We start from the raw sequence: 24,480 nt of genomic DNA on the forward strand, positions 1-24,480 counted from the left end.
CGCGCCACCGGCGGCCGGCGACGATCCGGCCGCCCATTATTTTCAACGGGAGTGAATACGATGTTTACCGAAGAGATGGTCCATACGGCCTTGCAGACGTGGTGCGACAATGTCGTGGCGGTCGGCAAGGCACATGCCGAAGGCGGCGATCCGCGCGCGGTGGCGGAACGGGTGCTGAGCGACAATTACGACTATGACCATGGCAAGGTGCTGTTCAAGCCGACGCTGACCTTCGGCACCCAGACCTACCGCCCGACGAAGGAGGGCGCGCTGGCCTATTTCACGGGCGGGAGCGAGGCCTTTCCCGACGACAAGGGGTTCAAGCTGAAGCCCTGGGTCAAGGTGTGGTACAGCAAGGAGGACTTCATCCTGCACGGCGATCTGGCGATCGTGCAGTGCAACGTGCATTTCATCGGCCAGGACGACAGCCACATCTTCGTGAACAAGAGCTTCGTGTTCAAGGCGTGCGAGGATGGCAAGGTGCGCATCGTCCTGCACCAATCGTCGCTGCCCTATCAGCCCTGATCGTTCGGCACGGCAGCGTTGCCCGCAGCGCTGCCGTTCCTTCGATGACGCGCGTCAGGCGATGCGATGCGTCGCGGGCCGCCGAAGCAGCAGCGCGCCGCCGAGCAGCAGGGCGGCCTCCACTCCCAGACCCGAGACGTCGACGGGACGCATGAGCAGGTAGAAGAGGGCGACCCCGAGGAGCGTACCGCCCACGGCCTGACGCGCGCCGATCGACCCGGCCGCCGCGCCGAATTGTCGGGACAGCCCCGCGGCGAGCAGCAGGGCGAGCGTCAGCGCAAGCCACAGCCATATCAGGGCGTCGCCGAAGGTCGGCAGCGCGAGGGACGCCGCGGCGGTGAGCGCCAGCGCGACGGGCTGGCCCCAGGCGACCGCCGTCCACAGCCGTTCCCACAGCGGCACGGCGCGGCCGCGGTCGCGGCGGCGGGCGAGCCAGATCGTCACGCCGCTCGACGTGACGAGGCAGAGGGCGAGACCCAACAGACCGTAGAGCAGCCGCACCGGCAAGCCGCCGAACCAGCCGAAGTGAAGCTGGCCGATCCCGCCCAGCAGCGTCACGCCGGCGGGCAGATCAGCGGGGTGGCGGTCCGTCACCATCCGGCCGCGCGCGTCGAACACGGTCGTGTCCTGCGGCACGAGCAGGCGGTCGCGGCGCGAGGTGATGGCGATGCGCGCATCGGCCCGGCCGGCGCGTTCGATCATCAGTTGCTGCGGGGCGGCGCCGTCGCTGCGGCGGCGGGCGTCCAGCAACAAGGGGGCGAGGGCGGGCAGCGGCTGGGCGGCGGCGTTTGCGGCGGGCGGTGGCTCGAAGAAGAAGCCGTACACGCGCGCGGTGTTGCCGCCGTAGAGCAGCATCGCAAGCACGCCGACGATCAGCGTGGTCAGCCCCAGGATCGCACCCGTCAGCGCGATGGTGACGTGGAACGGCAGCGCCCAGGTGCCGAGGCGGTTGTGCAGATCCGCCTCCTGCAAGCGCCGTGCGCCGCCGCGTCGCAGGCTGAAGGCGTCCTTGAAGACGCGCGGATGCGCGAGGATGCCCGAGATCAGAACGGATAGCAGCGCGACGCCGGTCAGCCCGACGAGCATCGCGCCCCATGTCCGCGGCAGGTGCAGCGCGATGTGGAGATCGATCAGAAATTCGCTGAACGGCGTGTGCTGTTCGGTCAGCGTGCCGTCGCGGGCGATCGCCCAGTCGTGGTGCTCGGCTGGCGTATAGGCGAGGATGCGGGCGCCGTCCTGGGCGGGGGAGGGCAGCGTCAGATAGAGCGTTGCCTGTGCCGGGCCGCCGGTCTGCGCCGCCTTGACCGCGCGATCGAGCGCGCCGGGGGCGAACTTGTTCGCCACGGGTGTGCCGGGCGCTTCCCACCGTGCGATGTCCCCGGCGAAGACGGCGAGCGTGCCGGTGAGGCAGACGAGATAGATGAGGGCGGCGAAGGCGAGGCCGAGGATGCCATGCCCGTTGAGCACGGCGCGCACCGTGCCCGGCGCCAGCGGCCAGCCGCGCGGCGCGTCCGTCTTGGCGGCTTTGGTCATACCGGTCCCTGCAAGGCGGCGAGCGCGAAGCCGGTCAGTGTCGTGGTGACGATCATGGCGAGCGACCGCATCAGACGGGGGTCGGCGAGCGTCCAGATCATCGCCAGCGCCCAGACGATGGGGATCGTGAGCCCGCCGATCAGCACACGGGTGGGCGGCGCGCCGGGCACCCAGGCGGCGGCGCAATAGGCGATGGCCACGGCGGCGGCCAGCCCGAGCGGCCCGGCCAGGATCGTCTTCAGCACGCCGCGCCACGCCCTGGACGGTTCGTCGGGCTCGGACGGCGCGGTGGTGGCGCGGGTGGCGCGCGTGGCCTTTACGGTCCGGCCCCGGATGAGGACGATCAGCGCACCGATGCCGACCGCGACGACGGCGAGCGCGCCGCCCCGGATCCAGCCGATCCAGGCGGCGTCGGCCAGGATCGTGCCGCCGATCACTGCCCAGCCCGCCGCGATCAGGTCGGGTCGCTCGCGCTGACGATCGGCCCAGGCGCGGCGCAGCAGCGTGGCACCGGCGATGCCGCCTGCGATGGCGAGGAGTGCGGGCAGCGCGATCATGCCGGTCGTCCGATCGGGGCTCGGCCTGACGGCCCGTCAGCCGGACGCGGCGTCAGGCGATTCGGGACGGTGCGGGCAGGCGCATGTACGGTCGGTGTCATCGGTCCCCCTTCCGAACGACGACCTAGTGCGAGCCGTAATGCGAATCAATATCAAATAGGCGGTGGTTGGTCGAGGCTGGCTCAAACGCTCTCCGGGCCGGTCAGGTGCGTGCGTCGCCGCGTGCCAGAAAGTCGCGCACCGTACGCCATGCCGTCTCGCGCACCGCCTCCGGCGTGTCGTCGGCGGCGATGATCGCATGCCGGTCGGGTGCCGCGGCGGCCTGTGCCAGGAACGAGGCCCGGATGCGCTGGTGGAAGGGGAGGGCGAGGCTTTCGAAGCGGCCTTCGTCGATCGCCTCGTCGGACAGGCGCTTGCGGCTGCGGGTGAGGCCGATCGCCGGGTCGAGGTCGAGGACCAGGGTCAGGTCAGGCCATAGATCGTCGAGCATCGTCGCGTGGAGGCCGCGGATCAGCGCTTCATCCATGCCGCGGCCGGCGCCCTGATAGGCGAGCGTCGAGCCGGCGTAGCGATCCGAGACGACGATCCGGCCGGCGGCGACGCCGGGGCGGATGACGTGCGCGGCGTGCTGGACACGCGCGGCGGTCATCAGCAGCAGTTCGGCGCGCGGTTCCCATGCCGCGTCGTCGCCGGCGAGCAGCAGGCCGCGCAACGCCTCGCCCTGCGGCGTGCCGCCGGGTTCGCGGGTGGCGACGACGTCATGCCCCGCGGCCTGCAACGCGGCGACGAGCGCGCGGACGACGCCGCTCTTGCCCGACCCGTCGACGCCCTCGACCGCGATGAACGCGCCGCGCGGGGTCATGATTCCCGGCGCCATATCTGCGATTTGCAGATGAAGCCGCCGATCAGGCAGCCCTTCACGTTCAGCGTATCGGCATCGATCATCGTGACGGTCGACCCGAAGGCGCGGCCCATGTCGGGGACGTAGATCTGCCCCGCCCAGCGGCCCTTGCCGTTGGTGCGATAGCCCCGCAACAGCGCGGTGCCGATCAGCGGCGGATAGCCCTTGTTCGCGACGTCGGCCTTCGCCTTGTCCGAGGCACGGATGACCCAGCCGCACAGGTTCGAGCCGCACCGCCCGGTGCGCACCGCGACGGTGTTCTTGGGGTTGTGCCAATTGCCGATGATCGGCGCATGCGGGTCCGCCGGTAGCGTGGCGGACTGAAGCGCGAGCGGCAGAGCGGCAAGGAACGAGAGGACGGACACGTCGATCAGATGGTTGGCGAGGGTCAGCCGCGCAACTGTTCGTGGTGGCGGATCACTTCGTCGATGATGAAGCGCAGGAATTTCTCGCTGAATTCGGGATCGAGTTCGGCGTCTTCGGCGAGGCGGCGCAGGCGCGCGATCTGGCGTTCCTCGCGACCTGGATCGGCGGCGGGCAGGCCGCTGGTCGCCTTGTGCCGGCCGACCGCCTGCGTCACCTTGAACCGCTCGGCGAGCAGATGGACGAGCGCGGCATCGATATTGTCGATGCTCTTGCGATAGCCTTGCAGCACGTCGTCGCTCACCGGTCGCCCCCTTCGATGGTCAAGTCCGACCCCCATGAGCGTTGTTGCGGGCGCGAGCAAGACTTGCGTTCGGGGGCGCCAGCGGCCACAGCGCGTGGCGAGATGACCGCCACCATCCACCGCCTCGATCGTCCCGAACCGTCGCTGGAGCCGATGCTCCAATTGGTCGCGGCCGACATGAACGCCGTCAATGCGGTGATCCTGGATCGCATGCAGTCGCAGATCCCGCTGATCCCCGAGCTCGCCGGGCATCTGATCGCGGGCGGCGGCAAGCGCATGCGGCCGATGCTGACGCTCGCGAGTGCGCGGCTGATCGGCTACACCGGCACGCGGCACCACCGGCTGGCGGCATCGGTGGAGTTCATCCACACCGCGACGCTGCTGCACGACGATGTGGTCGACGGGTCGGACATGCGGCGCGGTAAGCGGGCGGCGAACCTGATCTGGGGCAATCCGGCGAGCGTGCTGGTCGGCGACTTCCTGTTCAGCCGCAGCTTCGAACTGATGGTCGAGGACGGCAGCCTGAAGGTGCTGAAGATCCTGTCCAACGCCAGCGCCGTCATCGCGGAGGGCGAGGTCAACCAGCTGACCGCGGCGCGGCGGATCGACCTGGGCGAGGACCGTTACCTCGACATCATCAACGCCAAGACCGCGGCGCTGTTCGCGGCCGCCTGTCGGATCGCGGCGGTGGTGGCGGAGCGGAGCGAGGCGGACGAGCTGGCGCTGGATGCGTACGGCCGATACCTGGGCATCGCGTTCCAGCTGGTCGACGATGCGATCGATTACGTGTCGGACGCGGGCACGATGGGCAAGGACGCGGGCGACGACTTCCGCGAAGGCAAGATGACGCTGCCCGTCATCCTGGCCTATGCGCGCGGCGACGAGACCGACCGCAAGTTCTGGAAGGATGCGGTCGAGGGACGGCGCGCGTCGGACGAGGATTTTGCGCACGCCATCGACTTGGTGCGCAAGACGCGTGCGGTCGACGACACGCTGGCGCGGGCGCGGCATTACGGCCAGCGCGCGATCGATGCGATCGGGCACTTCCCGAACGGGAAGGCGAAGGACGCGATGATCGAGGCGGTCGAATTCGCGGTGGCCCGCGCGTACTGACGGGCGCAGGCGCGGCCACGCCCGCGCCGCTGCGAGCATAGCGAGCAGCGCCCGGCCCGGCCGGCGGGTCGGCCCAGCCGAACCCGTCCGACGTCAGGTCAGATGCGCGTTATGGACACCATGAACACCTTGACCGAAACGATGTGGAGCTATCGTTTTGGAATGGGCGGTAATTCAGGGCTGAGACAGAGTGCTGTCAGGGCAGGATTGCGCTGCTTGGTCAGCAGCTTGCGAGGGGTGGTGTCCAACACTCTCCTTCTCACGTCCTTCCCGCGCAGGCAGGAATCCGTAACCGCTACCGCTTCGCTGGAGTCGACAGGCTAGCCAATCTGGATCCCCGCCTTCGCGGGGATGACGGACGTGGGTGGGGCTGAGCGGGGCTCAACAGCTCGCGCAATCGCTACCCGTTTCGACCTGCAGCGTCGTATGGCCGATGCCGAAGCGGTCGTGGAGCATCGCGCGTGCGTCCACGAGGAAGGCGTCGCCCGGATAGCGCCCGGACATGACCAGATGCGCGGTGAGCACGGGTTCTGTGGTCGACATCGGCCAGATATGGAGGTCGTGGACGCGCGCGACGCCGGGCAGCGCGGCGAGCGCGGCGGTGACCGCGTCATAATCGATGTGGCGCGGCACGGCGGAGAGGCTCATTTCGACCGTCTCGCGCAGCAGGCCCCAGGTCTGCCAGAAGATCAGCGCGGCGATGACGAGGCTGACGATCGGATCGATCCAGCCGAGGCCGGTCGCCCAGATCGCGAGGCCGGCGAGGACGACGCCCGCCGAAACGACTGCGTCGCTGAGCATGTGGAGATAGGCGCCGCGCACGTTGATGTCGTGCTTGCGCCCGCGCGCGAACAGCCAGGCGGTGAAGGCGTTGACGGCGATGCCGATGCCCGCGACGGTCGACACGGTGAGGCCGGCGAGCACCGGCGGGTCGCCGATCCGCTGCACCGCCTCCAGCACGATCGCCCCCAACGCGACGAGCAGCAGCAGCGCGTTGGCGAGCGCGGCGAGGATCGTCGAGCCTTTGAGGCCATAGGTGAAGCGCTTGGAGGGCGCACTGCGGGCGAGCGCGGCGCCGCCCCAGGCGACGGCGAGGCCGAGCACGTCGGACAGATTGTGGCCTGCGTCGGCGAGCAACGCGACCGATCCCGTCCACAGGCCGGCGCCACCTTCGGCCAGGACATAAGCGATGTTGAGCGCGATACCGATCGCGAAGGCGCGGTCGAACGATGCGGGGGCGTGGGAATGGCCGTGGCCGCCGTGGCTGTGGCCGTGTTTGCTATGGTCGTGCGCGTGGCCGTGGTGGTGATGGGCGCCCAATGATCTCGTCCGGGTGGTTGTGGGGTGGTCGTATCACTGCGGCGGTGCGTGATACTAGCGCATCGATTGTCGGGGGGCGTTGCGGCGGCTGGTGCGGGGGACGTTCGCCACACCCCCCCCCGTCACCCCGGCCGAAGAGCCGGGGTCCCGCTTTTTGAGGCAACTGCGGGAAGAAGCGGGACCCCGGGTCGAGCCCGGGGTGACGGGAGTGTGGGTCTGGCGGGGTGCCTCATCTCCTTCGTCACCCCGGACTTGGTCCGGGGTCCACCGGGCCGCGGGGGGAGGCTGGAGTCTGTGGCCGTCCCCCTCGCCGCGGAGTGGACCCCGGAACGAGTCCGGGGTGACGGGGGTGTTTGGGGCGTGCCTCGCGCTCTCATTCGTTTGGGGGATTTGGGGTGGCGGGCCTTTTCCCTCGTCACCCCGGCCGGAGAGCCGGGGGGCCGCTTTTTGGGGCGAGCGCGAAAGAAGCGGGACCCCGGGGCTAGCCCGGGGTGACGAGAGGGGAGTAGGCGCGCGCCCTCAAGACTTGCCGAAGAAGCCGCCGAGCATGCCGCCCAGATTGCCGAGCGCGCCGTTGCCTTCGCCGCCGAGCAGGCCGCCGATGTTGGCGAGGGCGCCTTCGCCGCCGAGGTGGGCGAGGATCTGGTGCAGGACGTCGGGGGGCAGGCCGGTCGAATCGGCGGCGCCGGCCACCGTGTCGCCTGGTTCGGCGTGCGCGGCACCCAGCGCGGCGATCGCCTGGGCGACCTGTTCGGGGGAGAGGCCGATCTTTTCGGCGAGGTTGGTGAGAATCGGATTGTCGCCCATCTGGCCGAGGATGCCGTCCAACAGACCCATCATATGTCTCCTGCGCGCGTCGATTTGCGCGGGCGTGGAGCATAGCAGCGCCGTGCGGTCGCGTCGCGGGGCGATCCGTGGCAAGAAGCCGCGCATCGTGACCGACCTGCCGATTTTCGCCGTCCTGCCCGACCTGCTCGCCGCGTTGCGGACCGGGAGCAACGCCGTGCTCGTCGCGCCGCCGGGGGCGGGCAAGACGACCGCGGTGGCGCCGGCGCTGCTGGGCGAGGACTGGTGTACGGGCGAGGTGCTGCTGCTGTCGCCGCGGCGACTGGCGGCGCGTGCGGCGGCGGAACGGATGGCGGCGCTGGCGGGGGAAAGCGCGGGCGGCACCTATGGCTATGCGACGCGGATGGACAGCAAGCGGTCCGCGGAGACGCGGGTGACGGTGGTGACGGAGGGCATCTTCGTCGCGCGTATCCAGGCCGATCCCGAGCTGACCGGCGTATCGGCGGTGCTGTTCGACGAGGTGCATGAGCGCAGCCTGGACGGCGATTTCGGTCTGGCGCTGGCGCTGGATGCGCAGGGCGCGCTGAGGCCCGACCTGCGGCTGGTGGCGATGTCGGCGACGCTGGACGGGGCGCGCTTTTCGCGCCTGCTGGGCGCCACGGAGCAGGGGGCGCCCGTGATCGAGAGCGAGGGGCGCAGCTATCCGCTCGCCCTGCGCTATCTAGGGCGCAGCGGTGATGGCCGGATCGAGGATGCGATGGCGAGTGCGATCCGGCAGGCGCTGCGCGAGGCGGAGGGCGGCGTGCTCGCGTTTCTGCCCGGCGTCGCCGAGATCGAGCGGACGGCGGAGCGGTTGGAGGGGCTGCCGGAGACGATCCGGGTGCATCACCTGCACGGCAGCATGGAGCCGGCGGCGCAGCGCGCGGCGATCCGGCCCGAGCCCGATGGCGCGCGCAAGCTGGTGCTGGCGACGGGCATTGCGGAGACCAGCCTGACGCTGGACGGCATCCGCATCGTCGTCGATTCGGGGCTGGCGCGGCGGCCGCGCTACGACCGGGCGGCGGGGATGACGCGGCTGGTGACCGAGCGCGCGAGCCAGGCGGCGGTGACGCAGCGCGCCGGGCGTGCGGCGCGGCAGGGACCGGGCGTCGCCTATCGCCTGTGGGAAGAAGCGGCGACGGGCGGCCTGCCGCGATTCGACCCGCCGGAGATCGTGGAAGCGGATCTGTCGGGACTGGTGCTGGCGAGTGCGATCTGGGGCGTCGGCGATCCGCGCGACCTTGCGTGGCTCGATCCGCCGCCCGCCGCGGCGGTGGCGGAGGCGCGCGAGCGGCTGGCCGCGATCGAGGCGATCGACGGCGACGGGCGGCCGACCGCGCACGGGCGGCGCGTCGCGGCGATGCCGATGCCGCCGCGCCTGGCGCATATGCTGCTGCGCGCGGGGGCGATGGGGCAGGGCGCGCTCGCCGCCGAGGTGGCGGTGCTATTGTCCGAGCGCGGGCTGGGCGGCAACGATCCCGACCTCGAGGTGCGGCTGCGGCGCTGGCGGAGCGACCGGGGGACGAAGGCGACCGCGGCGCGGCGGCTGGCGGAGCGGTGGACGGCGCTGGCGGGCAAGCCGGTGGGCGAGCCGCTGCGGATCGACGGCGCGGGCGTGGAGGTGGCGATCGCGCTGGCCTTCCCCGACCGGATCGCGAAGGCGCGGGATGCGAGCGGCGAATTATGGGCGTCGGCGGGCGGGCGTGGCTTCCGGCTCGACCCGACGCTGCCGCTGGCGCGGCATGCGTGGCTGGCGGTGGCGGAGACGCAGGGGGCGGCATCGGGCGCGCGCATCCTGGCGGCGGCGCCGATCGCGCTGGCGACGATCGAGCGCCTGTTCGCCGACCGGATCGAGACGCGGCGGACGGTGACGTTCGATGCGGCGAGCGGCGGCGTGGTGACGCTGCGCGAGCGGCGGCTGGGCGCGCTGCGGCTGTCGTCGGGGCCGGACGCGGGGGCGGAGCCGGATGCCATCGCCGCGGCCTTGCTGGAGGGCGTGCGGACGCATGGGCTGGCGCTGCTGCCGTGGAGCGCGGGGGCGGCGGCGCTGCGGGCGCGGGCGGACTATGCGGGCGTGCCGCTGGAAGACATGCTGGTCGAGCGGCTGGACGAATGGCTGCCGGCGCTGCTGGTCGGGCGGCGGCGGCTCGATGCGATACCGGCGGGGGCGTTGACCGATGCGGTGCGCACGCTGATCGGTTGGGATGCCATGCGGCAGATCGATCGGCTGGCGCCTGCCGACTTCACCAGCCCCGCAGGGAGCACGCACGCGATCGACTATGCGGCGGAGGGCGGGCCGAAGGTGGAGCTGCGCGTGCAGGCGCTGTTCGGACTGGGGGAGCATCCCTGTATCGGGTCGGGGCGCGTGCCGCTGGTGCTGAGCCTCACTTCGCCCGCCGGACGGCCGATCCAGACGACGCGCGACCTGCCGGGCTTCTGGGCGGGCAGCTGGAGCGCGGTCGCGAAGGAGATGCGCGGGCGCTATCCCAAACATCCCTGGCCCGACGATCCCGCCGCGGCGACCGCGACGTTGCGGACGAAAAAGGCGGATGCACGGGGCGGCGGGACGCGCTAAAGGGGCGTCTATGCCTACCGCCCGCATCTTCCAGCGCCCCAAGAACGCCATGCAATCGGGCAAGGCCCGCACGCACACCTGGGCCCTCGAGTTCGAACCGGCCGAGCCGAAGCAGCCCGATCCGCTGACCGGCTGGGCGGGCAGCGGCGATACGCGCGAACAGGTGCGGCTGAGCTTCCCGTCGGCCGAAGCGGCGATCGCCTATTGCGAGACGCAGGGCTTCGATTACGAGCTGATTCCGGCGCCGGAGCGCAAGCTGAAGCTGCAGGCGTACGCGGATAATTTCCGGTAAGGGCGTTTTCCAACACGCACCGTCATTCCCGCGGAGGCGGGAATCCATAACCTCTGACGTTGCGGCTTGAGCCGGGGCGGTAGCGTTTCTGGATTCCCGCCTTCGCGGGAATGACGATTGGGGTGGGTTTACCGCCCCATCATCTCCGCGACGATTCCGCTGCCGAGCAGCAGCAGCATCTTGGCGTCGATCGCGACGCCGGCGCGGCGTTTCTCCGCGACGAAGCCTTCGACGCCCGATAGCGGCACGCGGTGGACGGTGATGTTCTCGTCGGCATCGCCGCCGCCGTCGCCGGTGCGGGTGAGGCCGGTCGCCAGCACGAGCGTGAAGCTTTCCGAGGTCATGCCGGGCGAGGAAAAATACTCGCCGCGCTCCTCGACGAATTGGGCGTGATAGCCGGTTTCCTCCTCCAGCTCGCGGCGGGCGGCCGAGGCGATGCTTTCGCCGGCGCTTTCGTCGCCGACCAGGCCGGCGGGGAGTTCGAGGCAGGGGCGGCCCAAAGGCACGCGATATTGCTCGACGAGCAGCAACTGCCCCTCGGCATCGATCGCGACGATCACCGCGGCGCCGATGCCGCCGTTGCGCTCGGCATATTCCCAGGTGCCCGCCTTGCGGACCGACAGGTATTTGCCCTGCCACATCGTCTCGGTCGTCATAGCTGAATCAGGCGGTCCGGCAGTTCGTTGGTATCGTCGGCGCGCGGCGGAAAGTGTTCGGTGAGAACGATGCCGATCTGACGGATCGCCTCTGCCATGCCGTCGCCGGGGCGGCCGTCGCGCGTTGCGGTGATGAGCGCCGCCATCGCGGCGCCCCAGACTTCGGGCGCGACCCGGGAGTGGATCGCAGCGTCTGCGATCAGCTCGGCGCGATGTTCGTCGAGCGAGAGGTACAGCAGCACGCCGGTCGCATCGCGGGTGCGGGCCTCGGCGCTGGCGCGGAACAGCATCAGCGCACGGGCGCGGACGCGGCGGGCGGCGGTGCCCTTGGGCGTCAGCGCGAGGCGGAGCGGCATCCAGGCAAGCGCGACGCGGACGATCAGGAAGGTCGTGGCGAGCAGTACCAGCGCCACCGTGAACAACCCGCCGGGCGCGGGCGCGCCGTCCCAGGGATTGGCGACGAGACCGTGGAATGTCACCGCGATCCCCGGCCAGAGCGCGAGCAGCGCGAGGACGAGCAGCATCGCCAGCACCGCCCAATGCAGTGCGACGTCGTGATATTTGTCGGATCGGTGTGCGACGATCGTGACGATCTCGCCCGAGGTGGTGCGCTCGGCCTCTGCCACGGCTTCGGCGACGCGGGCGGCATCGGCGGGGGTCAGGCGCATGTCACCAATCCCCCGAGGCGCCGCCGCCCCCGAAATCGCCGCCGCCGCCGCCGGTGAAGCCACCGCCACCCCAGCTGCCGTCGCTGCCGCCCGACGCGCCGCCGCCGCCCCAACCGCCGCCACGATCGCCGGACGAGCGGCCGATCTCGTTCGCGATGCCCCACAGGACGATGGGCAACGCGCTGCCGCCGCCATCGTCATAGCGGCGACCCCACGGCCCTGCGCTGCGCCGGCGACCGATGATCAGCGGCACGAGGACGAACAACAGGATGACCGCCCAGATGATCAGGCCGAACGGCACGCCGCCACCGCCGCTGCGGCGTTCGGCGGAGCGCTGGTGGATCTGGTCGAACTGCTTCGCCGCCGCATCGAGCCGGGCCTGCTGTTCTTCGGGTGAGGCGCGGAGTTGCTGGGCGAGGGCGTCGACGCCGGCGGTGATGCCACCCGGCATGTCACCCGCCTTGAAACGGGGAATGACGTCCTGATTGATGATGACGCTGGACAAAGCATCGGTGATGAACGGCTCCAGCCCGCGGCCGACTTCGATGCGGACCTTGCGCTGGTTGGGCGCGACGATGAGGATCGCGCCGTTGTTGACGTCACGCAGGCCCACGCCCCAGCTCCGGCCGAGCTTGTAGCCGTAATCCTCGATCGTATCGCCCTGCAGATCGGGGATCGTCGCGACGACCAGCTGGCGCTTGGTGTCCTTCTGCAACGCCTCCAGCTTCTGCGTCAGCGCGGCCTTCGTCTCCGGCGGCAGCACGTTCGCGGCGTCGACGACGAGGCCGGTGAACTTGGGGAAGGTCTGCGCGGTCGCGGGCGCGAGCATCAGGCTCGCGGCGAGCAGCAGCAAGGCTGCCCGCCACACGATCGCCGCCCGCTCAAAGAGGCGCATCGCCGTCAGCTCGCATTCCCGAAGTTGACGGTCGGGGCCTGATCCGCCCCCGGCGTCGTCGCCGCGAAGGGGGTGAGCGGCTTGGCGCCGTAGAAGATCTTCGCGCCGACCGCGTCGGGGAAGGTGCGAATTCGAGTGTTATAGTCCTTTACCGCATTGTTGTAATCACTGCGCGCGATGGTGATGCGGTTCTCGGTGCCTTCCAGCTGGCTCATCAGCGTGGTGTAGTTGCTCTGGCTCTTCAGCTCGGGGTACGCCTCCTGCAAGCGCTGGAGCGACAGCGTGACGGCGCCCTGCGCGCGTTCGAACGCCTGCATCTTGGCCGGATCGGTCAGCTGGTCACCCGACAATTTCACCTGGTTGGCGCCGGCGCGGGCCTGCGTCACCTGCACCAGAATGTCCTTTTCCTGCGCGCCCGCGGCCTTCACCGTCGCGACGAGGTTGGGGATCAGGTCGGCGCGGCGCTGATACTGGTTCTGGACGTCGGCCCAGCGCGCCTTGGCGTTTTCCTCGGCCGTCGGCACGGAATTGATCCCGCATCCGGCGAGCGACAGGCTCGCGGTGGCAGCCAGCGCGAAGGCGGCAACGGGACGAAGCGACGACATGAACATCCTCCTGAGAGCGTATCTGTCCTATCCATATAGGACAGCGTGCGGGCTTGGCGAAGGGGTAATCGCAGCCTACCCTTTCGCCCGACGCCTGAACAACGGGGAGGACGCGAACATGTTCAAGGAATTCAGGACCTTCATAGCGCGAGGCAACGTGCTGGACCTGGCGGTGGCGGTCATCATCGGTGCCGCATTCGGCAAGATCGTGACGTCGCTGACCGAAGACATCATCATGCCGGTGGTGGGCAAGATCTTCGGCGGGTTGGATTTTTCGAGCTATTTCATTCGGTTGGGCGCGATCCCCGCGACCTATTCCGGATCGCCGACCGATTATGCCGCGCTGAAGAAGGCGGGCGTGCCGCTGCTGGGCTATGGCGAGTTCGTGACGCAGGCGGCGAACTTCCTGATCCTCGCCTTCATCATTTTCCTGCTGGTGCGCAGCGTTAACCGCGTGATCGCCAAGCCCGAGGCGCCCGCCGCCCCGGCGCCCGAGCCGGCCGACGTCGCGCTGCTGCGCGAGATTCGCGACGAACTGAAGGCGCGGCCGCGGGTGTGATGGATCCTCCCTCGCTTTGGCGGGGGAGGGGGACCGTTCGCGGAGCGCATGGTGGAGGGGGCGTTGCCGCAAGCGCGACGGGAGTCGTTGACCTCCCCCTCCGTCAGCTTCGCTGCCACCTCCCCCTGGCGGGGGAGGAATAGGGGGTGCCCTTACGCCGCGACAAGTTGGTCGGCGGTGGCATCGGCGAGGCTGGTGCCGTCGAGGATGCGGGCGGTTTCGTCGCGGACGCGCATCATCGCGTGGCGGATCGCGCAATCGGCCTCGCTCTTGCAATCCTTGCACGGACGGTAGGCGGTGCGGCTGACGCAGGGGACGAGCGCGAGCGGCCCTTCGATCACGCGGATCACGTCGCCCAGCGAAATGAGGTGCGCGGGCCGGGCGAGGACGTAGCCGCCCATCTTGCCGCGCGTGCTCTGGATGAAGCCGGCATCGCGCAGATCGGCGAGGATCAGTTCCAGGAACTTGCGCGGCACGTTGGCGGCGACGGCGATCTTGCCCATCGGGATCGGCGGGCTGGCGGCGGGTGCTTCGGCGAGAAACAGCATCGCGCGCAACGCGTAACGGGAACGCTGGGTCAACATGATGGCGCCGCTATGGCCGGATATTGTGGCTAACGAAAGGCGTGGATTGCAGGGACGTGACGCTGCCCCTATATCGACCGGGCCGGCTTCCAGCCGGCTATGGCGATAAACGGTGGCGTTAAATAGGCGCAGCGGACCCGGGGGCAGTACCCGGCGGCTCCACCACCGACGCTGAGCCGCTCGGCGGCACGCTTCATGCGTGCTGGTGATCGGCACAGCATCGATGACGGGGCCGAACTAGGATCGACGTGTGTTGAAAAGCGCTGTCTTTCGCTCGGAATGGGACCACCGCAACGGCCCATTACACAAGTGCCAACGATAACGAAGCACTCGCGATTGCGGCGTAACTGAGGGCCTCACGGCCTAAGGTTACTCCAAAATAGCGCGGTTGGACCCCACCGGGCAACAGAAGGGGATTCCAGCGGTACGGGGAGCACCGGGCAACAGAAGCTCCCCACTGTCCCTAGCGATGGTCGTACGAAACGCAGCGTTCCCGCTGCGGGCGTTGTCGCTGCGCGGCGTTGCCGCCATCTTGGGCGGGAAGGAGCCTTTCGCATGACCGCCCGCACGCTTGCCGCCATCCACCCCGCCCATCGCGACGATATCGGCGATCTGGTCACGCGGCGGCCAGTGCCGGGGCCGGGGCTGGAGCAGGTCGATCCGTTCCTGTTCCTCAACCATCATGGCCCGCAGACGTATCGCCCCGGCAACAACGGCCTGCCGTTCGGGCCGCACCCGCATCGCGGGTTCGAGACGGTGACGTTCATCCTCGACGGCAGCCTGGCGCATCACGACACCGGCGGCCATGCCAGCATCATCGAGGCGGGCGGCGTGCAGTGGATGACGGCGGGGTCGGGGCTGATCCATGCCGAAATCTCGCCGCCCGCGTTCAAGCGCGACGGCGGGCCGATGGAGATCCTGCAATTGTGGGTAAACCTGCCCGGCCGGCTGAAGATGACCGCGCCGGCCTATACCGGCTTGCAGGCGGATGCGATTCCTGTGGTGCCGCTGCCGGACGATGCGGGCAGCGTGGCATTGGTGTCGGGGCGGTTCGGCGACGTGGAGGGACCGATCCGATCGCTGACCGGCGTGATGCTGTCGACCGTGCGGTTGCGTAGCGGTGCGGCGGTGACGCTGCCGGCGCCGAAGGGACGGTCTGTGTTCCTGTATGTCGTTGCCGGCACCGTGGCGATCGGCGGGCGGAGCGTGCCGCACTGGCATCTGGCGACGTTGCGCGACGACGGTGATTCGGTGGAGCTGACCGCGAGCGACGATGCCGTGCTACTGTACGGCCATGCCGATCCGATCGACGAGCCGGTGGTGGCGCATGGGCCGTTCGTGATGAACACGCGCGACGAAATCGGCCAGGCGATCCGCGACTATCAGGCGGGGCTGTTCAACGGCACGGGGCCGCTACCGGCGGTGTGATCATTGCGCTTGGAAGTGGTGCCCGGGGACGGATTCGAACCGCCGACACTGCGATTTTCAGTCGCATGCTCTACCAACTGAGCTACCCGGGCAGGGCCGTCACGCGAAGGCTTCGCGTTCGGAAGTGGCGCCTCTAATGGTCCCCGCCGGTGCTGTCCAGCCCCTCATGCGCATCATTTTTCACCGGGATGCGATATCCTTCGCCCAGCCATTGCAGCAGGTCGCGATCGCGGCAGCCGCGCGAGCAGAAGGGCGTGTGGAGCGGGTCGACGGCTTTGTCGCAGATCGGGCAGGTCGTGGCGGTCATAGGCTGTCGAACAGATGGGTAACGCCGGTGCGGCGTGCAAGCTCGGCCAGCCAGTCGGGGCGGCTGACGAGGCGGGCGTGGATGGGGGCGGGCAGGCGGTGATGCAGCGGGCTGCCGGGGGGCTCGCGCTCCAGCCGGCGCAGCAGCGCCCGCGTCGCGGCGCCGACCGGATCGGTGCGCAGCAGTTCGGGCAGCGAGGCGCGGGGGCGAGGACGGACGATCTGCAGGAAGCCGAAGCCGTTGACCGCGGTGCGTTCGAACGGCGGCATCAGCGCGGCGTCGAGCGCTTCGGCGACCGCCTGTCGCGCGGCCTTGCCCTCCAGCGTCGGAAAATCGATGCCGATCGAGCCGCCGATGCCGTGACGGCGGATCGCCGCGGCGACCGCCTTGGCCGCGGCGACGGCGAGCGGTTCGAGCGGGGGCGGCCCGTCGACGTCGAACAGCGTCATCGCCGGGGTAGGCGACAGGCGTAGCGCACCGAGCGGGAAGGCGATCGCGCCGTCCATCGCTTCTTCGAGCAATTCGGACCAGCCGGCCGCTTCCAGCGCGTCGGGTTCGTGGGGGCGGAGCGTGCGGACGGGATGGCCGGTGGCGTGGAGGCGGGCGAGCAGGTCCGGGCCGTCGGCGGGCCTAGCGTCGGTCGCCACGGCGCGGGGCGGCTTGGGGCGGCCGGGTTCGGGGATGGCTTCGCGGACGATCTCGACGGTCAGGCTCGCGCCCTTGGTCAGCCCTTTGGGAATGCGGGGGAGGACCGCGTCGTCGCCGGCGATCGACAGGCGGCCCATGCCGCCGGCGGTCAGTTCGACCAGCTGGGCCCTGGCGATGGTGCCGAGGCGGAGCGTGTTCGGCAGTTCGATCGCGGCTTCGACGATGCGATCGTCCTCGATGAGTGCGGCGCGGGCTTCGCCGATGCCGGCTTCATAGACCCATTCAGGCAAGGGGGAGCCCGGCGGCGCGGAGGAGGGCGCGGGTTTCGGTGAGCGGCAGGCCGATGACGCCCGAATGGCTGCCGTGGAGGAAGCGGACGAAGGCTTCGGCGCGGCCCTGGATGGCGTAACCGCCGGCTTTTCCAAGGCCTTCGCCGCACGCGATATAGGCATCGATTTCGGCGGGGGAGAGCGGGCGGAAGGCGACGATCGTGTCGGACAGGCGCGTGCGCTGCGTGCCGTCGGGGCCGATCACGCAGATCGCCGAGAGCGCATGGTGGCGGCGGCCGGAGAGGCGGAGCAGCAGGTCGCGCTGGATCGCCTCGGTCTCGGCGGGCGGCAGGATCGCGCGGCCGAGCGCGATCGTGGTGTCGCCGGCGATGACCGTCTCGTTCGGTGCGCGCTCCACCGCCAGCGCTTTTTCAACGGCGAGGCGCTGCGCATAGACGCGGGGCAATTCGCGGAGGCGCGGGGTTTCGTCGATCGCGGGCGCGGCGATGCGATCAGGCACGACGCCGAGACGCGCCAGCAGATCGCGCCGGCGCGGCGAGGAAGAGGCGAGAACCAGTGGCATAAGGTCGGGCGGCACGCGGGTGCCGCCGCCGCTTATTGCGGGCCGGGGCCGCCGCGGCCGGGCATGAAGCGGTAGGTGATCCGCCCCTTGGTCAGGTCGTAGGGGGTCAGTTCGACCAGCACCTCGTCACCAACCAGCACGCGGATGCGGTTCTTGCGCATCTTGCCGGCGGTATGGCCGAGAATTTCGTGGTCGTTTTCGAGCTGTACACGGAACATCGCGTTGGGGAGCAATTCCACCACGCGGCCGCGCATCTCGAGCAGTTCTTCCTTGGCCAAAAATCAACCTCTGTTCGCGTGTTCGGGCGCGCCCTTAGCGCAAGTCGCCGAAAAAGGGAAGCAAGGCGGACGGGCGGCGCCGGTCCAACAGGGGGCGGCGCGTCGCAAGACCTTGCGGGATGCGAGATGGGGGCGGCGGGGGCGATTCGCAAGCCGGCCGGCCCCCTCGGAAGTGGACGAAGTGGACGGTACGTCATGTGCCGGAGACCCCCTCATGCACGGGGAGCGCGGGGGGTGGGGTCGGACGGGTCAAAGAGCGATTGCGGGATGATGCATATTCGGGGGCTGTAGGACAGGGGAAAGATCGGATCAGAGCAGCCGGTCCTGCCGGCCCGTGTCTTCGCGGGCTGCCTTGCGGAAGGCGAGGTTGGGATCGGGATAGGGCAGATCGGGCTTTCGCCCGGCGAACAGATCGGCGACCGTCAGGATTTGAAGCCGCGGATATGTACGCTTGAATCCGTCCTCGAAGCGGCCGACCGCCGCCGCCGCCTTCAGCATCGGCCCGGTCGGCGTGGCGAGCGTGACGAAGACGCCGATCGGCGCGTTTTCGCGGACCATCGCCGAATGCAGGTCGCGGATCATGCCGACGCCGACATGGTCCCCGCCCTTGACCGAGACGATCGCCTTTTCGGTGCGTTTGCCGTCCGGCTTGAAATAGAGCAGGCCATCGACGCCGCCGTCCGCGCCCTTCTTCTTGCCGCCATAGGGCACGGCATCGACCATCGACACTGCCCACCATTGGAACTGATATTTGTCGCGCCTGGCGAGATCGGTGGCGGAGGCGAGGTCCTTGGGCGTGCCCTCTACCGTGAAGCTGGCATCCGGGAAGGCGGCCTGCATGCGCCGTTCGATCAGCGAAATGGCGAGATGGGTGACGTCGATCCCGATCCAGTGCCGGCCGAGCTTCTGCGCGGCATGGACCGCGGTGCCGCAGCCGCAGAAGGGGTCGAGCACGACGTCGCCTTCGTTGGACGAGGCGGCGACGATGCGTTCGAGCAATTTGATCGGCTTTTGCGTGGGGTAGCCGAGATATTCCTTGCCCCGCGGCGCGATGGCGAAGTTCCAGTAATCCTCCGGCACCTTGCCCTTGGCGTGGATCAGGTGATCGGCGCCGACGAAGCCCGATCCGACGAGGCCGGGTTTATAGTTTTCGCGCGTCTTGGCGCTGTGTTCGACGCGGACGGCGTCGGCGTTGAAGGTCCAGGTGTCGCCCTTGTTGAACCAGAAGATCGTGTCGTGCTTGCGCATGAACTGCCGCATGCCGGGCGACCCCGGTCCGGTGTAGCACCAGACGATTTCGTTGCGGTAGCGCTGGGCGCCGAACACCGCGTCGAGCAGCAGCTTGAGATAATGGCTGGCGGTCGGATCGCAGTGGAGGAACAGGCTGCCGGTCGGTTTGAGCTTGCGATGCAGTTCGACCAGGCGGATCGCCATCATGGCGAGATAGGCCATCATGTCGTTTTCGCCGAGGAACGCGCGCATCGCGCGGAGCAGTTCGAACGCGCGCGTGTTGCCGCTCTTGCAGACCTGGTCGAAGGCGTCCTCCGCCGTGTCGTTCCAGTGCCACGTGTCTTCGAACGCCTCGATCTGGGCATCCGCGCCGGCGCCGGTCGGCGACTTGAACAGGATGTTGTAGTTGGCGTTCGAATTGTAGGGCGGGTCGAGATAGATCAGATCGACGCTGGCATCGGCGATATGGTCGCGCAGTACGTCCAGATTATCGCCATAGTAGAGGTGATTGAGGGGTCTGTTCCGCATTGCCGGACTGTGCGGGGGGCAGCGGCGAGCGTGGCATGACGTTTGATCCGGATCGGCTGCGACGCATCCGATGTTGCGGGCCTGTTCCCGATCGATTCATCCAAAGCGGATGGTTGGCGTCGGCAGGCCCGCCCCGATCACCCCGCCGAGCGGAAGCCGTTACGCCCGCCGGCCTTCGCCCGGTACAGCGCATCGTCGGCACGGGCGATGACGTCGCGCAGGCGATCGGGGGGCGTGATGCCGGCGATGCCGCAGCTGATGCTGAGCAGGACGTGCGTCGCGGCGTCGGCGGCGATCGGCTGCTGGCGCAATGCGGCCTGGATGCGCGTGCAGATCGCCTCGCCCGTGTCGTGATCGCCGACCTGCAGGATCATCACGAATTCGTCGCCGCCCAGCCGGCCGATCAGATCGTCGGGACGGGTGTTGGCGCGCAGCGTCGCGGCGAGGTGGCGCAGCACGTGATCGCCGAAGGGATGGCCCCAGGAATCGTTGATGCCCTTGAAGTGATCGATGTCGATCGCGACGCAACACAAGGGCGAAGCGGCGCGATCGAGCAGCGCGCCGGCGCGGCGTTCGAAGCCGCGGCGGTTGAGCAGCCCGGTGAGCGTGTCGGTGATCGCCTCGGCATGCGCTTCGGCGGCCTGTTCCTCCAGCTTGCGCGACAGGCGGGTGCGCGCGGCAATCTCCGCCGCGACGGGCAGGCAGGTGATCAGCATGATGGCGAGGAAGGACTGGAACAGATGCGCCTGGAGCACCGGGTCGCCGGTCGTCATCACGACCGGACCATGGCCCGACGCGGTGGCGCACGCGCCGATCACGGCAATGGCCATGACCGCCATCTTGGTGCCGAGCGGCCCGACGCGGAAGGTGACGAGCATGACCGGCGCGTACAGCAGGAACAGCGCGGGCAGCACCGCCACGTAGAAGACGAGATAGGCGGTGGCGACGACCAGCCCGAGATAGGCGAGCGATTCCAGCCGCTGCATCGGCGACTTGCTGCGGATACAGTCGGTCAGCTGGCCGCCGAGGATGGCCATGAACACCGGCGTGAAGACGAGCAGGCCGAGGCCGTCGCTGAGGAACCACGTCTTGAACGAGGAGACGAACGCCTGGTCGTAGACGAGGGTCGCGGTGGCGGCGCCCGCCGCGCCGCTGAGCGCGGGCGCGATCAGGCCGGCGGCAAGGATGAAGCGCAGCAGCGCGCCGGTGGAGCGGAGCAGGTCGATCGATCCCGAGCCGCGGCGGATGAGGATCGTGGCAACCACCACCTCTAGTCCGTTCGCGGCAGCATAGAGCAGCGGGCCGGCGATGCTGCCCCGCGTCAGCCAGTTGGCGGCGACATTGCCGACGAGGCCGGCGCTGAGCACCGTCCACCAGCGCGGGCGCCGATCGAGCAGCAGCAGCGCGACGAGGACGGCATTGGCCGGCCATACCGTCGCGATCGTGCGGCCGTCGCTGGTGAGGTGGATGGTCGAGGCGGCGCACAGGAAATAGAGCGATGCCGCGACCAGCCAGATGATGCCGGATGGCGTTCCCGATGGGCGCGTGGTGCGGACTGTCTCTCCCATCCACCCAAATTGATCGAGATCAGTCAAAACGGGGTTAATGTTCGCCGCGTCGCGTGAGCGAAGCCGTGGGAAGACGACGACAAATCACCCGCCGTGGGTTAATCGGCCCTCGTCACACGCGGGGGGATGGCCGGGTGCGGCAATCGCCCTCACGCCGGATTATACTTCGCCAGGAACGCGCCCATTGCGGTGAGGAATTCCAGCCGGTCCTGGCTGCGGGTGAAGTGGTGATCGCCCAGCGGCTGCTCGATATATTGATAGGGCTTGCCGGCGGATTTCAGCGCATCGGCCATCTGGCGGGATTGCTTGACCGGCACGCGCTTGTCGGCCTTGCCGTGCAGCAGCAGGACGGGGATGGTTACCTGATCGGCGCCGAAGCGGGGGGAGACGGCGTGCAGGTCGGTCGCGCGCTTGGTCCAGTAGCGGCCCAGCGTCTTGCCGTTGAGGAATTGCGCGTCGTATTTCTTGATGCCGGCAAGGTCCGATACGCCGGCATAGGAGATGGCGCAGCGATAGAGCGCGCCGTCGCGCTGCGCGGCGCGGAGCGCGGCATAGCCGCCATAGGATGCGCCGGCGATGCAGACGCGCTTGGGATCGGCGATGCCCTCCTTCGCCAGAAAGGTGATCGCATCGTTGAGGTCGTCCTGCATCTTGAGGCCCCATTCGCCTTCGCCCGCCTTGACGAAGGCGGTGCCATAGCCGGACGAGCCGCGGTAATTGGGCTGAATGACGGCATAGCCCTGTTCGGCGAGATACTGGACCCACCAGTCCCAGCCTTCGCTGTCGCGCGCGATCGGGCCGCCGTGGGGCAGGACGACCAACGGCAGGTTCTTCGCGTTCGGGCGATGGCGGGGGAGCGTCAGGATCGCCTCGATCGCCGTGCCGTCGCGCGCGGTATAATGGACGGTTTTGACCGGCGACAGGCTGCGGCCGGCGAGCGTGTCGTTCTGGAAGGCGTAGCGCTGCATGCGGTCGCTGCCGAGATCCCAGTAATAGAGCGCGCCGGCCTGCGACGGGCTGCCGACCTCGACCAGCATCTGCGAACCGCTGGCGCTGCGCGAGACGATGCGTGCGCGGCGATTGCCCACCGCGGCGTCGGCGGCGGCCTGGATTCGCTTCAGAGCGGGATCGAGCCAGACGATATGGTCGAACGTGTCGGTGACGCTGATCCCCAGCACGTCGTTGCCGTCGCGGTTTTCGACGACGCCGTCGATGTCGTAGCCGGGGTGGTCATACACCTTCTTGCCGAGCTTCAAGTCGGGCAGCGAGACCTCGTACAGCGCGTCGCGGCCGCCGCTGTCGCTGGTCGCAAGCGCGGTGCCGTCGGCGCGGAAGGTGGTGGGGACGATGAAGCTCTGCTCTTTGCGCGAATCGCTGCGCGCGATGGTGCGGAAGGATTCGGCGTTGGAGCCGCGATACAGCAGCGCGCCGCGGCCGGTATCGTCGATGTAGCGGATGCCCATGCGCAGTGTGCCCGCGCCATCGGCATACCAGTCCCATACGTCGGGCTGGCTGGCGGCGACGCGACGGACCTTGCCGGTCGAGACGTCGGCGTCCCACACGGACGGATAGATGTCCGCCATCGTATCGATCCCGGTCGAGCGTGCGAACAGGATGCGCGGGCTGCCGTCCTTGGCCGACCAGAGCAGGTCGTCGGCGCGGATGCCCGAATTGCTCCAGTCGATGCGGTTGAGCGTCTTCAGATCGGCGCTGAGGCCGACCATGCGGGTGATGTAGATGTCGTCCCCGTCGAGATGCGACTGGCTGCCGATGCCGGCGACGAGCCACTTATCGCCCACCCAGCGCCACCAGTTGATGTCCATATTCTCGCCGACCTTCAGCGCGGCGGGTTTGCCGTCGAACAGCGGCATGACGACGAGGCTCTGGACGCCGTCGATCGCCATCTTCGCCGCGATGCGCGTGCCGTCGGGCGACAGGCGGGGGGATTCGAACCTAGGCAGCTGGGCGAAGACCGCGGCGGGAATGGGGGCGTCTGCGGCGGGTGGGGCGGCGGGCGTGGTGGCGGGCGGCGTCTGCGCGGTGGCGGTGGTCGCGAACAGAGCGGTGGCGAGCGACAGCGCGCAGGTACGAAGCATGGAAATCCCCCCGGCGGCCTTCCCCAAGGCCAGTGACGAAAGACTAACGCAGGTTAGTGTGGCGTCAATCCGCGTCGGGCGCGGGCGTGTAGGCGACGTCGAGCACGCGGAGCCGGTAGCGGCCGGGGGGCAGCATTAGGGCGATGTCTTCGCCAGGCCGGATCGCGACGCGGTCCATTGGGACGGAGGCGGGCGGTTCGCCGTCGGGGCGGGCTTCGATGACGCGCCAGCCCGTGGTGGGGCGGAGCTGGGCGGGGATGCTGACGGGCGTGTCGCCGGCGGCGATCCGCCACGCCGGGCGACCGCGGACGAAGCGGGCGGTGGGGTGATCGACGACGAGGTCGAAGGTGCCGGGCGGTTCGTCGGCGGGCAAGGCGGCGAGGCGGGTGGTGCTACCGCCGCCGTGGCAGGTGGTCTGCGAGATGGTGAGCGGATCGATCCCGGTCTTGGCCTTGAGCCGCGTCGCCATCCAGCGCAGGCCGTCGGCGGTGGGGACTTCGATGGCATGGTGATAGCCGACGTGGACGAGCAGCTTGGCGCCGGGATGCGCGGCGACCCAGGCGGCGAGGGTGTTCGCCTGCCCTTCCTCGCGGATGCCAATCCGTTCCTTTTGGGAGAGTTTGGCGGTGGCGGGATCGTAATGCGCTTCATAGGGGACGAGCGCGTAGCCCAGCCGCTTCGCCGTGCGGCCCAGCCGGCCGAAGGCGGCTTCGCCCAGGTAAAAGCCGTCCTCGTCCTCGAGATAAGGCAAGCCGGGATCGCGCTGGAAGGACGGCAGATACTGCTTCGGCGTATCCGGCTCCGGATGGGCGAGAGCCTCCAGCGCCAGCGTCGTATAGCCCTCGGCATGCAAGGGGGCGAGCAGCGCCGTCGTGAAGCCGCGATGCTCGGAGCGTTCGTGGCTTTCGTTGATGATGACGATCGATGTCTTGCGCGCGGCCTGGATGATCGCCGTCAGCGGATCGGTAGTGTCCTTGGCGGGGGCGCAATGGGTGGGGCGATAATCGTCGCTGCTTGCGGCGATCAGGTCTTCGCGGCCGAACAGGCTGAACGTTTGCAGATTGGGGTCGCCGGCCAGAGGATGGGCGGGATCGATGCGGGCGAGCGATTTGAGCCGGATATCGGCGAGCGATCCTGCCTTCGGCGTCGCGGTTTCGTAGGGTGGTAGCAGGGTGACCGCGCCCGACTTCGGGGCGGTGTGGGCGGGGGTGGCGGCCAGGACGAGGGCGAGCGTGAGGGCGCGGCGATGGACCATGGCGTGATGAACTCC

Annotated in this window: 26 protein-coding genes, 1 tRNA gene and 1 other RNA gene; 7 read left to right on the forward strand and 21 right to left on the reverse strand. The window is 69.2% G+C overall.

Annotation, left to right across the window (positions count from 1 at the left end; translation table 11 throughout):
* Nucleotides 1–60: 60 nt before the first annotated feature.
* A complete protein-coding gene (locus A7E77_RS10595; protein WP_020486387.1) occupies nucleotides 61–525 on the forward strand; it encodes a hypothetical protein in 465 nt (154 codons plus the stop codon).
* 54 nt (nucleotides 526–579) lie between these two features.
* On the opposite strand, the gene A7E77_RS10600 is transcribed toward A7E77_RS10595, so the two are convergent.
* The 5 genes from A7E77_RS10600 to A7E77_RS10620 form a co-directional block, all read right to left on the reverse strand.
* Nucleotides 580–2,058 carry a PepSY-associated TM helix domain-containing protein gene (locus tag A7E77_RS10600; protein WP_063687856.1) on the reverse strand — a complete coding sequence of 493 codons (1,479 nt, stop codon included), beginning with the start codon at nucleotides 2,056–2,058 and terminating at the stop codon, nucleotides 580–582.
* The gene (locus tag A7E77_RS10605) at nucleotides 2,055–2,615 is read right to left on the reverse strand and encodes a hypothetical protein (protein ID WP_063687858.1); all 561 of its coding nucleotides are present in this window, start codon (nucleotides 2,613–2,615) and stop codon (nucleotides 2,055–2,057) included. The genes A7E77_RS10600 and A7E77_RS10605 overlap by 4 nt, the downstream gene beginning before the upstream one ends.
* A 202-nt stretch (nucleotides 2,616–2,817) precedes the next feature.
* Nucleotides 2,818–3,477 carry a dTMP kinase gene (tmk, locus tag A7E77_RS10610; protein ID WP_063687860.1) on the reverse strand — a complete coding sequence of 220 codons (660 nt, stop codon included), beginning with the start codon at nucleotides 3,475–3,477 and terminating at the stop codon, nucleotides 2,818–2,820.
* Complete coding sequence (locus A7E77_RS10615) at nucleotides 3,474–3,881, reverse strand: DUF2147 domain-containing protein (RefSeq protein ID WP_063687862.1); 408 nt, start codon at nucleotides 3,879–3,881, stop codon at nucleotides 3,474–3,476. The genes tmk and A7E77_RS10615 overlap by 4 nt, the downstream gene beginning before the upstream one ends.
* Nucleotides 3,882–3,904: 23 nt before the next feature.
* A complete protein-coding gene (locus tag A7E77_RS10620) occupies nucleotides 3,905–4,219 on the reverse strand; it encodes a chorismate mutase (RefSeq protein WP_043060426.1) in 315 nt (104 codons plus the stop codon).
* A gap of 66 nt (nucleotides 4,220–4,285) precedes the next feature.
* On the opposite strand from A7E77_RS10620, the gene A7E77_RS10625 reads away from it, so the two are divergent.
* A complete protein-coding gene (locus A7E77_RS10625) occupies nucleotides 4,286–5,296 on the forward strand; it encodes a polyprenyl synthetase family protein (RefSeq protein ID WP_043060425.1) in 1,011 nt (336 codons plus the stop codon).
* A 381-nt stretch (nucleotides 5,297–5,677) separates the two neighbouring features.
* On the opposite strand, the gene A7E77_RS10630 is transcribed toward A7E77_RS10625, so the two are convergent.
* Complete coding sequence (locus A7E77_RS10630) at nucleotides 5,678–6,616, reverse strand: cation diffusion facilitator family transporter (protein WP_063687864.1); 939 nt, start codon at nucleotides 6,614–6,616, stop codon at nucleotides 5,678–5,680.
* A gap of 519 nt (nucleotides 6,617–7,135) precedes the next feature.
* The gene (locus A7E77_RS10635; protein ID WP_078462272.1) at nucleotides 7,136–7,456 is read right to left on the reverse strand and encodes a hypothetical protein; all 321 of its coding nucleotides are present in this window, start codon (nucleotides 7,454–7,456) and stop codon (nucleotides 7,136–7,138) included.
* 94 nt (nucleotides 7,457–7,550) lie between these two features.
* On the opposite strand from A7E77_RS10635, the gene hrpB reads away from it, so the two are divergent.
* Nucleotides 7,551–10,016 carry an ATP-dependent helicase HrpB gene (gene hrpB, locus A7E77_RS10640; RefSeq protein WP_063689894.1) on the forward strand — a complete coding sequence of 822 codons (2,466 nt, stop codon included), beginning with the start codon at nucleotides 7,551–7,553 and terminating at the stop codon, nucleotides 10,014–10,016.
* A 10-nt stretch (nucleotides 10,017–10,026) separates the two neighbouring features.
* Nucleotides 10,027–10,308, forward strand: coding sequence for an ETC complex I subunit (locus A7E77_RS10645; protein ID WP_063687868.1), 282 nt, complete (start codon nucleotides 10,027–10,029; stop codon nucleotides 10,306–10,308).
* A 128-nt stretch (nucleotides 10,309–10,436) separates the two neighbouring features.
* On the opposite strand, the gene A7E77_RS10650 is transcribed toward A7E77_RS10645, so the two are convergent.
* Genes A7E77_RS10650 through A7E77_RS10665 form a run of 4 tightly spaced genes read right to left on the reverse strand, consistent with a single transcriptional unit; the run spans nucleotide 10,437 to nucleotide 13,138 of the window.
* Nucleotides 10,437–10,964 (reverse strand): NUDIX hydrolase, encoded by a 528-nt coding sequence (locus A7E77_RS10650; protein WP_063687870.1) that lies wholly within the window; start codon nucleotides 10,962–10,964, stop codon nucleotides 10,437–10,439.
* Nucleotides 10,961–11,632 carry a TPM domain-containing protein gene (locus tag A7E77_RS10655; protein WP_063687872.1) on the reverse strand — a complete coding sequence of 224 codons (672 nt, stop codon included), beginning with the start codon at nucleotides 11,630–11,632 and terminating at the stop codon, nucleotides 10,961–10,963. Before A7E77_RS10655 ends, A7E77_RS10650 begins: the two co-directional genes overlap by 4 nt.
* Before the next feature lies 1 nt (nucleotide 11,633).
* Nucleotides 11,634–12,527: a TPM domain-containing protein gene (locus A7E77_RS10660; protein WP_063687874.1), complete on the reverse strand. Its 894-nt coding sequence runs from the start codon at nucleotides 12,525–12,527 to the stop codon at nucleotides 11,634–11,636.
* A 5-nt stretch (nucleotides 12,528–12,532) separates the two neighbouring features.
* Nucleotides 12,533–13,138: a LemA family protein gene (locus A7E77_RS10665; RefSeq protein WP_063687876.1), complete on the reverse strand. Its 606-nt coding sequence runs from the start codon at nucleotides 13,136–13,138 to the stop codon at nucleotides 12,533–12,535.
* Nucleotides 13,139–13,250: 112 nt separating this feature from the next.
* Here A7E77_RS10665 and mscL point away from each other — a divergent pair, with 112 nt between their 5' ends.
* Nucleotides 13,251–13,691, forward strand: coding sequence for a large conductance mechanosensitive channel protein MscL (gene mscL / locus A7E77_RS10670; protein ID WP_063687878.1), 441 nt, complete (start codon nucleotides 13,251–13,253; stop codon nucleotides 13,689–13,691).
* 152 nt (nucleotides 13,692–13,843) lie between these two features.
* Here the strand turns inward: mscL and A7E77_RS10675 are convergent, their stop codons facing one another.
* Complete coding sequence (locus A7E77_RS10675; protein WP_024310459.1) at nucleotides 13,844–14,275, reverse strand: RrF2 family transcriptional regulator; 432 nt, start codon at nucleotides 14,273–14,275, stop codon at nucleotides 13,844–13,846.
* Between the two features lie 42 nt (nucleotides 14,276–14,317).
* Between A7E77_RS10675 and ssrA the strand changes: the two genes are divergently transcribed.
* Both ssrA and A7E77_RS10685 read left to right on the forward strand, forming a co-directional pair.
* Nucleotides 14,318–14,734, forward strand: a transfer-messenger RNA (tmRNA) gene (ssrA, locus tag A7E77_RS10680).
* Nucleotides 14,735–14,830: 96 nt separating this feature from the next.
* Nucleotides 14,831–15,703 (forward strand): pirin family protein, encoded by an 873-nt coding sequence (locus A7E77_RS10685; protein ID WP_063687880.1) that lies wholly within the window; start codon nucleotides 14,831–14,833, stop codon nucleotides 15,701–15,703.
* Between the two features lie 16 nt (nucleotides 15,704–15,719).
* On the opposite strand, the gene A7E77_RS10690 is transcribed toward A7E77_RS10685, so the two are convergent.
* The 9 genes from A7E77_RS10690 to A7E77_RS10725 form a co-directional block, all read right to left on the reverse strand.
* Nucleotides 15,720–15,795, reverse strand: a tRNA-Phe gene (locus A7E77_RS10690).
* A gap of 41 nt (nucleotides 15,796–15,836) precedes the next feature.
* The gene (locus A7E77_RS17375) at nucleotides 15,837–16,010 is read right to left on the reverse strand and encodes a DNA gyrase inhibitor YacG (protein WP_078462273.1); all 174 of its coding nucleotides are present in this window, start codon (nucleotides 16,008–16,010) and stop codon (nucleotides 15,837–15,839) included.
* Nucleotides 16,007–16,948 (reverse strand): hypothetical protein, encoded by a 942-nt coding sequence (locus tag A7E77_RS10695; RefSeq protein ID WP_063687883.1) that lies wholly within the window; start codon nucleotides 16,946–16,948, stop codon nucleotides 16,007–16,009. Before A7E77_RS10695 ends, A7E77_RS17375 begins: the two co-directional genes overlap by 4 nt.
* Nucleotides 16,941–17,510, reverse strand: coding sequence for a Maf family protein (locus tag A7E77_RS10700; RefSeq protein WP_063687885.1), 570 nt, complete (start codon nucleotides 17,508–17,510; stop codon nucleotides 16,941–16,943). The genes A7E77_RS10695 and A7E77_RS10700 overlap by 8 nt, the downstream gene beginning before the upstream one ends.
* A gap of 32 nt (nucleotides 17,511–17,542) precedes the next feature.
* On the reverse strand, nucleotides 17,543–17,788 hold the full coding sequence (infA, locus tag A7E77_RS10705) for a translation initiation factor IF-1 (RefSeq protein ID WP_017977808.1): 246 nt from the start codon (nucleotides 17,786–17,788) through the stop codon (nucleotides 17,543–17,545).
* A 309-nt stretch (nucleotides 17,789–18,097) separates the two neighbouring features.
* The gene (locus tag A7E77_RS10710; RefSeq protein WP_018250492.1) at nucleotides 18,098–19,546 is read right to left on the reverse strand and encodes a DNA methyltransferase; all 1,449 of its coding nucleotides are present in this window, start codon (nucleotides 19,544–19,546) and stop codon (nucleotides 18,098–18,100) included.
* A gap of 137 nt (nucleotides 19,547–19,683) precedes the next feature.
* Nucleotides 19,684–21,114, reverse strand: a complete 1,431-nt coding sequence (locus A7E77_RS10715; protein ID WP_063687887.1) for a GGDEF domain-containing protein — start codon at nucleotides 21,112–21,114, stop codon at nucleotides 19,684–19,686.
* A gap of 149 nt (nucleotides 21,115–21,263) precedes the next feature.
* Nucleotides 21,264–23,210, reverse strand: coding sequence for an alpha/beta hydrolase family protein (locus A7E77_RS10720; protein WP_063687889.1), 1,947 nt, complete (start codon nucleotides 23,208–23,210; stop codon nucleotides 21,264–21,266).
* A gap of 64 nt (nucleotides 23,211–23,274) precedes the next feature.
* Nucleotides 23,275–24,465 (reverse strand): hypothetical protein, encoded by a 1,191-nt coding sequence (locus tag A7E77_RS10725; RefSeq protein WP_063687891.1) that lies wholly within the window; start codon nucleotides 24,463–24,465, stop codon nucleotides 23,275–23,277.
* Nucleotides 24,466–24,480: the final 15 nt, after the last annotated feature.

It is taken from the genome of Sphingomonas sp. NIC1 (assembly GCF_001638925.1).
GTDB lineage: Bacteria > Pseudomonadota > Alphaproteobacteria > Sphingomonadales > Sphingomonadaceae > Sphingomonas > Sphingomonas aquatilis.

What these genes read in the sequence shown, in the direction of transcription:
- A7E77_RS10650 (WP_063687870.1), bottom strand. Translation starts at nt 10,964, where the DNA reads ATGACGACCGAGACGATGTGGCAGGGCAAATACCTGTCGGTCCGCAAG.
- A7E77_RS10685 (WP_063687880.1), top strand. Translation starts at nt 14,831, where the DNA reads ATGACCGCCCGCACGCTTGCCGCCATCCACCCCGCCCATCGCGACGAT.
- A7E77_RS10710 (WP_018250492.1), bottom strand. Translation starts at nt 19,546, where the DNA reads ATGCGGAACAGACCCCTCAATCACCTCTACTATGGCGATAATCTGGAC.
- A7E77_RS10645 (WP_063687868.1), top strand. Translation starts at nt 10,027, where the DNA reads ATGCCTACCGCCCGCATCTTCCAGCGCCCCAAGAACGCCATGCAATCG.
- A7E77_RS10715 (WP_063687887.1), bottom strand. Translation starts at nt 21,114, where the DNA reads ATGGGAGAGACAGTCCGCACCACGCGCCCATCGGGAACGCCATCCGGC.
- A7E77_RS10665 (WP_063687876.1), bottom strand. Translation starts at nt 13,138, where the DNA reads ATGTTCATGTCGTCGCTTCGTCCCGTTGCCGCCTTCGCGCTGGCTGCC.
- A7E77_RS10720 (WP_063687889.1), bottom strand. Translation starts at nt 23,210, where the DNA reads ATGCTTCGTACCTGCGCGCTGTCGCTCGCCACCGCTCTGTTCGCGACC.
- A7E77_RS10595 (WP_020486387.1), top strand. Translation starts at nt 61, where the DNA reads ATGTTTACCGAAGAGATGGTCCATACGGCCTTGCAGACGTGGTGCGAC.
- A7E77_RS10600 (WP_063687856.1), bottom strand. Translation starts at nt 2,058, where the DNA reads ATGACCAAAGCCGCCAAGACGGACGCGCCGCGCGGCTGGCCGCTGGCG.
- A7E77_RS10675 (WP_024310459.1), bottom strand. Translation starts at nt 14,275, where the DNA reads ATGTTGACCCAGCGTTCCCGTTACGCGTTGCGCGCGATGCTGTTTCTC.
- A7E77_RS10635 (WP_078462272.1), bottom strand. Translation starts at nt 7,456, where the DNA reads ATGATGGGTCTGTTGGACGGCATCCTCGGCCAGATGGGCGACAATCCG.
- A7E77_RS10625 (WP_043060425.1), top strand. Translation starts at nt 4,286, where the DNA reads ATGACCGCCACCATCCACCGCCTCGATCGTCCCGAACCGTCGCTGGAG.
- mscL (WP_063687878.1), top strand. Translation starts at nt 13,251, where the DNA reads ATGTTCAAGGAATTCAGGACCTTCATAGCGCGAGGCAACGTGCTGGAC.
- A7E77_RS10725 (WP_063687891.1), bottom strand. Translation starts at nt 24,465, where the DNA reads ATGGTCCATCGCCGCGCCCTCACGCTCGCCCTCGTCCTGGCCGCCACC.
- A7E77_RS10660 (WP_063687874.1), bottom strand. Translation starts at nt 12,527, where the DNA reads ATGCGCCTCTTTGAGCGGGCGGCGATCGTGTGGCGGGCAGCCTTGCTG.
- A7E77_RS10605 (WP_063687858.1), bottom strand. Translation starts at nt 2,615, where the DNA reads ATGATCGCGCTGCCCGCACTCCTCGCCATCGCAGGCGGCATCGCCGGT.
- tmk (WP_063687860.1), bottom strand. Translation starts at nt 3,477, where the DNA reads ATGACCCCGCGCGGCGCGTTCATCGCGGTCGAGGGCGTCGACGGGTCG.
- A7E77_RS17375 (WP_078462273.1), bottom strand. Translation starts at nt 16,010, where the DNA reads ATGACCGCCACGACCTGCCCGATCTGCGACAAAGCCGTCGACCCGCTC.
- A7E77_RS10655 (WP_063687872.1), bottom strand. Translation starts at nt 11,632, where the DNA reads ATGCGCCTGACCCCCGCCGATGCCGCCCGCGTCGCCGAAGCCGTGGCA.
- A7E77_RS10620 (WP_043060426.1), bottom strand. Translation starts at nt 4,219, where the DNA reads ATGGGGGTCGGACTTGACCATCGAAGGGGGCGACCGGTGAGCGACGAC.
- A7E77_RS10700 (WP_063687885.1), bottom strand. Translation starts at nt 17,510, where the DNA reads ATGCCACTGGTTCTCGCCTCTTCCTCGCCGCGCCGGCGCGATCTGCTG.